Origin of the sequence: Micromonospora phytophila (assembly GCF_023656545.1) — a bacterium.
GTDB lineage: Bacteria > Actinomycetota > Actinomycetes > Mycobacteriales > Micromonosporaceae > Micromonospora > Micromonospora phytophila.
The window spans coordinates 1-8,013 of sequence record NZ_JAMOKF010000257.1; the positions used below are offsets into that span (position 1 = coordinate 1).

Annotated in this window: 6 protein-coding genes and 1 pseudogene; 2 read left to right on the forward strand and 5 right to left on the reverse strand. The window is 71.1% G+C overall.

Features of this window, described 5'->3' with window-relative positions:
• A pseudogene (locus tag NCC78_RS23670) lies at window positions 1–212 on the reverse strand (hypothetical protein); the annotation flags it as partial.
• 100 nt (window positions 213–312) lie between these two features.
• Here NCC78_RS23670 and NCC78_RS23675 point away from each other — a divergent pair.
• On the forward strand, window positions 313–936 hold the full coding sequence (locus NCC78_RS23675; RefSeq protein WP_250797139.1) for a TetR/AcrR family transcriptional regulator: 624 nt from the start codon (window positions 313–315) through the stop codon (window positions 934–936).
• 69 nt (window positions 937–1,005) lie between these two features.
• Here the strand turns inward: NCC78_RS23675 and NCC78_RS23680 are convergent, their stop codons facing one another.
• From NCC78_RS23680 to NCC78_RS23695, 4 genes are all read right to left on the reverse strand, one after another.
• The gene (locus NCC78_RS23680) at window positions 1,006–2,868 is read right to left on the reverse strand and encodes a glycoside hydrolase family 13 protein (protein ID WP_250797140.1); all 1,863 of its coding nucleotides are present in this window, start codon (window positions 2,866–2,868) and stop codon (window positions 1,006–1,008) included.
• A 323-nt stretch (window positions 2,869–3,191) separates the two neighbouring features.
• Window positions 3,192–4,091 (reverse strand): sugar ABC transporter permease, encoded by a 900-nt coding sequence (locus NCC78_RS23685; protein ID WP_250797142.1) that lies wholly within the window; start codon window positions 4,089–4,091, stop codon window positions 3,192–3,194.
• Window positions 4,088–5,728, reverse strand: coding sequence for an ABC transporter permease subunit (locus tag NCC78_RS23690; RefSeq protein ID WP_250797143.1), 1,641 nt, complete (start codon window positions 5,726–5,728; stop codon window positions 4,088–4,090). The genes NCC78_RS23685 and NCC78_RS23690 overlap by 4 nt, the downstream gene beginning before the upstream one ends.
• Complete coding sequence (locus NCC78_RS23695) at window positions 5,728–6,978, reverse strand: sugar ABC transporter substrate-binding protein (protein ID WP_250797144.1); 1,251 nt, start codon at window positions 6,976–6,978, stop codon at window positions 5,728–5,730. Before NCC78_RS23695 ends, NCC78_RS23690 begins: the two co-directional genes overlap by 1 nt.
• Before the next feature lie 197 nt (window positions 6,979–7,175).
• On the opposite strand from NCC78_RS23695, the gene NCC78_RS23700 reads away from it, so the two are divergent.
• Window positions 7,176–8,013, forward strand: an 838-nt coding sequence (locus NCC78_RS23700; RefSeq protein ID WP_250797145.1) for a LacI family DNA-binding transcriptional regulator, incomplete at its 3' end; no start/stop codon positions are given.

An 8,013-nucleotide genomic window follows, 5' to 3' on the forward strand; every position in this document is an offset into this window, starting at 1 on the left:
GTCACCGCGAAGGCCCCGGGTCGGGCCGCGGCGAGCCGGCCGGCGAGTTCGTCGGCGGCGGGCGCGGGGCCCGCGACGGCGACCGGCAGGTCGCGCGGGGCCAGGTTTGCCGCGGGAGCGGCGAACAGGGGTACGAGCAGCGCCTGGACGCCCACCGCGAGGGCGGCGAGCGCGACGGCGAGCACCAGGGGCGACCGGGTACGGGTCGGCATCATCCACTCCTAAAACGAACGCTCATTCTATTTACCCACCCAGACTCCTCCCCTCGCACTCCCGCTGTCAAGAACGAACGTTCGCTTTACGATGTATGCCGTGCCACGCGTCTCCGAGCAACACCTCGCCGCCCGCCGACGTCAGATCGTCGACGCCGCCCGCCGCTGCTTCCTGCGCGAGGGCTTCCACCGCACGACGATGCAGGACGTCATCGCTGAGGCGGGGCTCTCGGTGGGCGCCGTCTACCGCTACTTCCCGAGCAAGGCCGACCTGATCAGAGCAATCGCCGAAGAGGCGGTCGGGGGCGCCGAGGCGGTCCTCGGCGAGCTGGCCCGACGGGAACCCCCGGTGCCGCTGCTGGAGGCGCTCGACAGCGCGCTGGCGTACGTGGACAGCCAGGCCGGGGACGACGGCCTGCTGCGGATCGCGATCCAGGTCTGGGGCGAGGCGCAGCGGGACCCGGCACTGGGCGAATTCGTCGCCGGCAAGTACGCCCGCGTCCGCGGGCACTTCGAGATCCTGGTCCGGCGGGCGCAGCGCACCGGCGAGGTGCCCGCCGACGCCGACCCGGAGGCCGTCGCCGCGGCGCTGTTCGCCCTGGTCCCCGGCTGGTTCCTCCAGCGCATCCTCACCGGCGGCCCCGACCGCGAGACCTACCTGGCCGGCGTCCGCACCCTGCTCAGCCTCTCCCCGCCCCCTCCCGTCCCGCCGACGCGGGGGTGACGAGAGGCCACCTGGCCCCGACGAGTCCCCGGTCGACGGGACGTGCGGGCAGGGGTGGGCGGCGACGGGTCAGGCGAGGCGCCAGACCTGGAAGGTGGGGCCGTCGGCGGGGAGGGTGACCGTGCCCTCGGCGTCGGGGCGCAGGGCGGGGGCGCCGCCGTACACGTTCTCGCCGACCGGGAGGCCGGTCAGCCGGACGGGCCGGCCGGCGGCCCGGCGGGCCAGCACCAGCACCGAGCCGGTCGGGGCCTCCCGGAGGAAGACCAGGGTGTCCGCGTCGGCGTGCAGCCGGCGCAGGCCGCCGTGGCGCAGCGCGGGCTCGGCGCGGCGCAGCGCGATCAGCGAGCGGTAGGCGGCGAAGGTGCCGGCGTCCCAGCTCTCCGGCCGGTGCCACGGCATCGGGGTCCGGGACTCCTCGCCGTTGGTGCCGGTCAGACCCAGCTCGTCACCGGCGAAGATCATCGGAGTGCCGGGCATGGTGGCGAGCAGGCCGGCCGCGACCTCGTGGCGGGCGGCGTCGCCGACCACGGTGCGGATCCGGGCCGAGTCGTGCGAGCCGAGCAACTGCCACGAGTGGGTGTACGACCGCCAGGAGACCAGCGAGCGGTACGTGTCCATGGTGGCCAGCACGGCGTCGGTGTCCCGGCGGACCACCCCGCCGGGGGTGCCGAGGAAGTTCGGCACCGGCGCGTCGCCGTGCCGCAGCCAGGACCAGACCGGGTCGGTGAAGCCGACGTAGTTCATCGTGCCGTGCCAACCGTCGCGGTCAAGGTCGCCGGTGTGGTCGTGGCCGTGCTCGGCCATCAGCAGCCCGTCGGCGCGGGTCTGCGCGACCACCCGCCGCAGCAGCGCCGCCACCTCGTGGGTGTACGCGTCAGCGCCCCGCCGGCCGGTCATGTTCGCCACGTCCACCCGCCAGCCGTCCAGCCCGTACGGCGGGCGCAGCCAGCGGCGCAGCAGCGAGTCGTCGGCGGTGGCGAAACGCCGGCGCAGCTCGGCGCTGCCCCAGTTCAACTTGGGCAGCGACTTGACCCCGTTCCAGGTCTCGTACGACGGCTCCAGGTCGCAGCGCGGCGTCAGACGCGCCGAGCTGGAGTTGTCGCAGCCGGTCACCTCGTCGAAGTAGTACAGCTCCCGCTCGGCGGCGTACACGTCGGAGACGGCGGTGGTGAACCACTCGTGCGCGTCGCCGGTGTGGTTGCTGGTGATGTCGCCGAGCAGCCGCCAGCCCCGGGCGCGTACGGCGTCGGCGAGCCGGGCCAGCGCGGCGTCCCCGCCGAGCAGCGGGTCGACCGTGTCGAAGCTGGCCGCGTCGTAGCGGTGATTGGAGCGGGCCGGGAAGATCGGGGTCAGGTAGACGGTGTTGACGCCGAGCCGGTCCAGGTGGTCCAGCCGCCCGGTGACGCCGTCCAGGTCGCCGCCGTAGAACTGGTGCGGGGTCTGCGGGCCGCGCCCGATCACCGGGGTGTCCCAGTCGCACGGGATCGCCCAGTCGGGCAGGGCCCGCCGGTCGGCGGCGGCGGAGCGGGCGAACCGGTCCGGGAAGATCTGGTAGATCACCGCGTCGCGGGCCCAGGCCGGCGGCGGGGTGTGGGTGACCAGCTTGAAGTCGCCGTTGTCGGGCACGTCGTGGCCGACCAGGCCGGCGGCGTTGAGCCAGCGGTAGCCGCGCGTCCCGGAGAGCATGAACCGGTAGTTGCTGACCGGGTTGCGGGCCTGCACCGGCACCCGCCACCAGACGTCGCCGCCCTCGGTGCGGTCGACGACCGCCTCGGTGAACCGGGGCTCGCCGTCGCCGGTGGTGCGCACGTGCACCTGGCGGACGTCGGCGCCGGCCGGCACCCGGACGAAGACGTCGACGGTGTCGCCGAGCGAGGGTTCCTGCTCGGGGACGTACAGGGCGGATCCGTCGTGGTGTGGCGACAGGGGCATGGCGCTGCCTTTCGCGTCGGTCGGACGAGGAGAGAGGTGGGTCGCCCGCCGCGGCCGGTCTCCCGGCCGCGGCGGTCGGCCCGTGACTGCTCCGGTGTACGTCGTCCCGACGCCCTTGCCGCGCAGCTGGGCGTGGTCAGGTGGTGGTGGGATCCGTCCCGCGGACCCGACCACGGACCTGCACCCGCGTGCGGAGTGGCACCCCTCGCCTCGCCCTCGGCGAAGAACGCCCACCCCTCCGACTAATCCCTCGGCGAGAACGGCCACCCCTCCGACTAATCCCTGGGCGAAGAGCGGCCACCCCTCCGACCAACCCCTGGGATTCACCCCTTGACGGCTCCGGAGGTCAGCCCGGAGACGATGTAGCGCTGGAGCAGTTGGAACACCAGCACCGTGGGGATCGCGGTGAGCAGGGTGCCCGCCGCGAAGATCCCGAAGTTGTTGTTGCGCTCACCGGCCACCAGGCCGAACATGCCGACCGCGAGGGTCTTCGAGTTGGTGTTGGTGAGGAAAACGTTGGCGAGGATGAACTCGTTGATCGAGCCGATGAAGGCGAGCAGCCCGGTCACCGCCAGGATCGGCGCCACCAGCGGCAGCATGATCCGGAAGAAGACCTGGGCGTGCGACGCGCCGTCCATGGTGGCCGACTCGTCCAGCTCCTTCGGCAGGGTGTCGAAGAAGCCCTTCATCAGCCAGGTGTTCGCGCCCAGCGCGCCACCCATGTAGAGCAGGAACAGGCCCCACGGGGTGTTGAAGCCGATCGACGGCCACAGGTCGGTGACGGTGGTGAAGATCAGGAAGATCGCCACGATCGCCAGGAACTGCGGGAACATCTGGATCAGCAGCAGCGTGAGCAGCCCGACCCGGCGGCCGGCGAACCGCATCCGGGAGAACGCGTACGCGGCCAGCGCCGACAGGAAGATCGACGCGAAGCTGGCCACCCCGGCGAGCAGCAGCGAGTTCAAGAACCAGTGGGCGAACGCCGTCTCGGAGAACAGGTTGGCGAAGTTCTCGAAGGACGCGCCGGTCGGCAGCAGTTCGGTGGAGGAGAGCGTGCCCAACGGGTTGAGCGCGGCGGAGATGACGAACAGGATCGGGAAGAGGCTGAACGCCACCGCGAGCGCCCCGACCAGGTGCCGCCACCCGACCTGGGTGAACCAGCGGCCCCTGGACCGGCCGGTCGCGTTGCGGTTGGCGACGGGCGCCTCGGCGTGGGTCGTCACGAGTACACCTCCTCCTGCCTGCGGGTACGCGAGAAGCTGATCGCGGAGACCACGGCCACGATCGCGAAGATGAAGATCGAGACGGTGGCGGCCAGGCCGTACTCGGCGCCCTGCGCGCCGAAGGCCAGCCGGTAGGTGTACGTGATCAACAGGTCCGTGGCGCCGCTGCGCGGGTTGTCCGCGGGGAACGGCCCACCCTCGGTGGTGAACCAGATCGCGTTGATGTTGTTGAAGTTGTACGCGAACGAGGCGATCAGCAGCGGCGAGATGGCCACCAGCAGCAGCGGCAGGGTGACCGCCTTGAAGGACTGGAAGGGGGTCGCCCCGTCGACCGAGGTGGCCTCGGTCAGCTCCCGCGGGATGGCCTGGAGCGCACCGGTGGCGACCAGGAACATGTACGGGTAGCCGAGCCAGAGCTGCACCAGCAGCACCGCGAGGCGGGCGGACCACGCCTCGCCGAACCAGTCGACACCGAGCCCGAAGAGGTTGTTGACCAGGCCGAAGTCGGTGTTGAACATGTCCCGCCAGACCAGCAGCATCGCGAACGACGGCATGGCGTACGGGAGGATCAGCACCATCCGGTAGAGGTTGGTGCCGCGCATCCGGGGCGAGTGCAGGGCCAGCGCGATGCCCATGCCGAGCAGGAAGGTGAAGCCGGTCGAGCCGATCGCGAAGGCGAAGTTCCAGACCAGCGTGCCGAAGAACGGGCCGGAGATGTTCGGGTCGGTCAGCACCCGGCTGAAGTTCTCCAGGCCGACGTTGACCTTCCAGCCCTGGGCCAGCCGCTCGCCGTCGGGGGCGACGAAGGAGCCGACCGACTCGTCGGCGGTCCAGATCTTGCCGCTCTCGCTGTCCTTGATGCAGTCGCAGCCCTCGTCGTACGCGCGGACCGCGGTGCCCTCGTACGCCCGGGACAGGCCGGAGGAGCGCAGCGCGCCGCCGGAGGTCGGCACCACCAGGTCGGTGATGTCCTTGCTGCGGGCGCTGGCCTGGCCGAAGTTGAGGATGGTGTAGCCCTCGGCGGCGGTGACCTTGCCGCCGGGCGCCACGGTGACCTGGCCGGCGTCGAGGGCCTTGAGCCCGTCGGCGTCGCCGATCGAGACGGTGCCGCTCTTCGGGTCGGTGACCAGGAAGACCAGCGGGCCGGTGGTCGGGTCGCCCTTGGTGGCGACGGAGAGCGGGTACTGGGCGGAGCCGGGGACCTGCTTCACCGACGAGCTCTGGATGGCGACGATCGCGTCGGACTTGTCACCGCGGTGACCGTCGCCGAAGTTCGTGAAGGCGGTGCTGGCGGTGTAGAGCACCGGGAAGACCTGGAACACGATCAGGAAGATCGTTCCCGGGATCAGGTACTTGGCCGGGATGTGCTGGGGAGTCAGGTAGAGGTAGAACAGGCCGGCGGTGGTCGCCAGCAGGATGGCCAGGCCCACCCAGTACTTCGCCTCGATGAGCGGGAAGGCCGCCCAGATCGCGATCCCGGCCACCAGGCCGAGCAGGACCACCTTGACGACGAGGCCGGTCAGGGTGATCGGCGCGTGGTACCGCGCGTCACGGGACTTGCGCGGGAGCCCGGAACGGGCGGGCTCCCGGCCCGGGGTCTGCGTGGCAGACCCCGGGCCGGACAGCGACGCGCTCATTACTTGATCTGACCGGAGATCGTCTTGCCGGCGGCGGTGATGGTCTTGGCCGGGTCGGCGCCACCGATGACGGCGGCCTCGGCCTTGCCGAACGGGTCCCAGATCGCGGCCATGGCCGGGATCGCCGGGAGCACCTGGCCGTTCTTGCCGGCCTCGGAGAACTTGGCCAGGTCCGGGTCGGTGCCCTTGACCTGGTCGAAGGCGGCGGTCAGCGCCGGCGGACGCGGCTCGGCGTTGTACAGCGCCACGGCCAGGTCGGGCTTGGTCACGTAGTTGGTGACGAACTCCTGGGCCAGGGCCTTGTTCTTGCCCTTGGCGGCGACGTAGAACGACTGGACGCCCACGAACGGCTGGGCCTCCTTGCCACCGGCGAAGCCGGGGACCGGGGAGATGTCGTACTTGATGCCGGCCTTCTTGGCGTCGGCGATCGCCCACGGGCCGGAGACCAGGTAGGCGCACTTCTTGCCGGTGAAGGTGGCGATCGAGTTCTCGCCGGTGATGGAGCGCTTCAACGCACCGTCGCCCTTCTCACCGAGCTTGCCGATCTTCTGGAACGCCGCGATCGACTCCGGCTTGCCGACGCCCAGGTCCTTCGGGTCGTAGTCGCCGTTGGCGGCGGTGCCGAAGAGGTAGCCGCCGGCCGAGGTGTACAGCGGGTAGATGTGGTACGCGTCGCCGTTCTGTCCGGACTGGAGGCAGAGGATCTCGCTGGCCTTCTTCTCGGCCTTGAGCTTCTTGCCGGTGGCGACCAGTTCCTCGATCGTCTTCGGCGCCTCGGGGGCCAGCTCCGTGTTGCGGATCAGCGCGATGTTCTCGGTCGCGTACGGCACGCCGTAGACCTGACCGTTGAAGGTCACGGCCTTGACGGCGGTCTCGTTGAAGGCGCTCTTCTGCTCGGCGGCGAGCTGCACCGGGTCGATGGCGCCGTTCTGCACCAGGTTGCCGATCCAGTCGTGCGCGCCGACCACGACGTCCGGGCCGCTGCCCTGCTGGGAGGCGGTGACGAAGTTGGTCTGCAGGTCCTTGGAGACGGCCTGCACCTCGACGGTGACGCCGTTCTCCTGGCCGAACTTCTCACCGAACGGCTTGAGGGCCGCCGCACGCTTGTCGTCGGCCCAGATGACGAGCTTGCCGCTCGCGGCCTTGGGGGATTCCTTGGCGGCCGGCTCGTCCTTGCTGTTGTCGCCGCAGCCGGACGCCGCGAGCGCCAGACCGAGAACGGCGACCACACCCGCGGTACGGATGCGCATCGGTACTCCTGTCGTTGTGGCGGCCGCCGGGGGAAGGGCGGTCCGCCAGTGGAAACCTCTGTAAGTTCTTGCCAACCGGCGCTGCCATGCCGCGCCGCTGCTCTCGCATGTTGCGGGGACGTTAGCAAGAGGTTGCAGGCAATGGAAGGGCTTGCAAGCGAGTACGCAAGAACTTGCCCGTGAGCTAAAGTTCCGCCATGCGCGCTCGACTGTCCGACATCGCCCAGCAGGCCGAAGTCAGCGAGGCCACGGTGTCGCGGGTGCTCAACGACCGCCCCGGCGTGGCCCCCGAGACCCGGCAGGCCGTCCTGACCGCCCTCGACGTGCTCGGCTACGAACGCCCGGCCCGGCTGCGCAAGCGCAGCGCCGGCCTGGTGGGCCTGGTGGTCCCCGAACTGGACAACCCGATCTTCCCCGCCTTCGCCCAGGTCATCGAGTCGACCCTGGCGCAGAGCGGGTTCACCCCGGTGCTCTGCACCCAGACCGCCGGCGGCGTCACCGAGGACGAGTACGTCGAGATGCTGCTGGACCGGCAGGTCTCCGGGATCGTCTTCGTCTCCGGCCTGCACGCCGACACCGCGGCCAACCACGACCGTTACCGCGCACTGATCGCCCGCCCGCTCCCGATCGTGATGATCAACGGCTATGCGCCCGGCATCGCGGCGCCCTTCGTCTCCTGCGACGACGGCGAGGCGACCGAGCTGGCCGTCGCCCACCTGGTGGCCCTCGGGCACCGGCGGATCGGCCTGATCACCGGACCCGACCGGTTCGTGCCGGTGCAGCGCCGGGTGGCCGGCTTCCGGGCCGCGATGACCCGGCTCGGCGGGCTCGCCGAGGGCGAGCTGGACGACCTGGCCGAGCTCTCGCTCTTCGGCGTGGAGGGCGGCGAGGCGGCCGCCGGACGGCTGCTGGGGCGCGGCGTCACCGGCATCGTCTCCGGCTCGGACCTGATGGCGCTCGGCGCGATCCGGGCCGCCCGGCAGCGCGGCCTCTCGGTCCCCGGGGACCTCTCGGTGGTCGGCTACGACGACTCCC

Excerpts from the sequence above, each read along its gene's own strand:
- NCC78_RS23680 (WP_250797140.1), bottom strand. The coding sequence starts at position 2,868 with ATGCCCCTGTCGCCACACCACGACGGATCCGCCCTGTACGTCCCCGAG.
- NCC78_RS23690 (WP_250797143.1), bottom strand. The coding sequence starts at position 5,728 with ATGAGCGCGTCGCTGTCCGGCCCGGGGTCTGCCACGCAGACCCCGGGC.
- NCC78_RS23695 (WP_250797144.1), bottom strand. The coding sequence starts at position 6,978 with ATGCGCATCCGTACCGCGGGTGTGGTCGCCGTTCTCGGTCTGGCGCTC.